Consider the following 1888-nt stretch of genomic DNA (forward strand, 5'->3'; position numbering starts at 1 on the left):
GGGGCTGTCGCATTAGCAAATATTTTTGCTGGGCGGCAGCCCCGTTTTATGCCAAAATGGCATCGAAATTGATTACCATTTTGATGCCATTCTTTACAAGCGCAGTTCGTCCCTAAGCATCCCTTTCAGCATGCCTTATTTCAAACTGTTTTATTTTCAATTATCAAAATCTATGCCTTTTTTAATGCAAAAAGGTGACTTCCCGTCCTTCCTGTCTGAATCTTACAATGAAGTTTATTGATATTTCGCCCCATCGCTAAAAGGATACTTTCTGCCAAGGCATTTACCTTTCCACGGTACAGATATCTCCGAAAGTTCATGTCTTCTTTCACATCAGCAAAAGAACCTTCCGCCTGAATACTTCGGTTCATCCGGAGCATAGTCCCATACTCACTCGTGATCCGTTCCAGATCTTCTGCACGCTTCTGGCTCATCGTCTTTGAGACCATCAACACTTTATTGCGTTTTTCCATAGGCGTTTTGCAGTTGTTCCCTTTGATACATTCTGTTTTATAAGGACAGCCAGTACAGTCTGAACATCTGTAATAAGTTTTTATACTGACATATCCACTCGTCGTTTTACTTCTCCGTTCATTTGTGACAGTCAGTTCTCTTCCATTCCGGCAGATGTAACTGTCCCTATCCGCATAATACTCCATATTTTCCCTTCTGCTAATGTCCTTTTTGTATTTTCGTGTCTTTGAGATCTCATAGTTCTGTGGCTTTATGTAGGCAGTCTGTCCGTTGCTTTCAATGAAAAGATAGTTTTCTTCACTTTCGTACCCGGCATCTGCAACAATTTCTGAATACTTAAATCCCAGGTAGCTCTCCATATCTTTCAAAAAAGGAATCAGGGTACGTGTATCGGTGGGGCGCGGGCTGATATCAATCCATGTGATGTATTCTGAATCCACTCCATGCTGAATGTTATACGCAGGCTTTAACTGTCCGTTCAGCATCGCGTCCTCTTTCATTCTCATGAAGGTGGCATCGGGATCTGTTTTGGAATAACTGTTTCTGTCCCCAAGCGTATACAGTTTTTTCGTATATTCCTTTAGTTTCTCCAGATACCGATCCAGTTGTTCCAGAGATTTCTGTAACTGTGTTTTTCTCCGGCCGGTTCCATGTACAAACACGATTTCTTCCTGTATTTTGATGCGGCATAACTGCTTTTTTAACCGCTTTAAGGTGTGTATGGATATACTATCATGATATACCGTTTTCATTCCATAGAGTTCTTCACATTCAGCCACAAAAGAAGACAGTTTCGTGTATAACCGGGCCTGATTTTTTGTAATAGCCTTTTTCCATACAAATGTATACTTATTGGCCGCAGATTCGATCTTTGTGCCATCAATAAAAATGGTCTTCCCCGAAATCTCACCCAAAAGATAGAGCAGATCTGACATTTGTGCAAGCAACGTCTTTGCACAGACAGAAAAGTGAAGGGAGATAAAACGCGCGATCGTTGCATGGTCAGGAGCCGGCATACCTTCCAGGAGATACATGAAGTTGATATCCCGTTTACATGCTTTTCTGATATCGCGGCTTGAATAGATCCGATTCATTGCTGCATAGATAACAAGTTTCAGAATCTGACGCGGTGTTGCCTGATTTTTTCTGATCCTGCCGTAAGTTTTATACAGTTCAGAAAGGTCCATTTCCTCCACAAAGGCACTTACCAGACGAACCGGATCATCAGATGGAATAGAAATCTCTAAATCTAGCGGAAGTTTGATTTGATAATACAGAGAAAATGAGGTATAATCTCTCTGTATTATTTTGTTTAGTAGCATAAACTAATTATACCACAAGCGCCGGGCTTTTCGAAGTCCGGCGTTTTGTGTTGAATATAAAATGAGCTGCCGCACGTTAGTGCGACAGCCCC

General features: G+C 41.5%; 1 protein-coding gene. It reads right to left on the reverse strand.

The genetic code is table 11. From position 1 onward, the window contains the following. Positions 1 to 170 precede the first annotated feature (170 nt). Positions 171 to 1796, reverse strand: coding sequence for an IS1182 family transposase (locus tag EAI83_RS16995; RefSeq protein WP_129976308.1), 1626 nt, complete (start codon positions 1794 to 1796; stop codon positions 171 to 173). Positions 1797 to 1888: the final 92 nt, after the last annotated feature.

The organism is Blautia sp. aa_0143, from assembly GCF_004167315.1.
In the GTDB taxonomy this organism is placed as follows: Bacteria; Bacillota; Clostridia; order Lachnospirales; family Lachnospiraceae; genus Blautia_A; species Blautia_A fusiformis.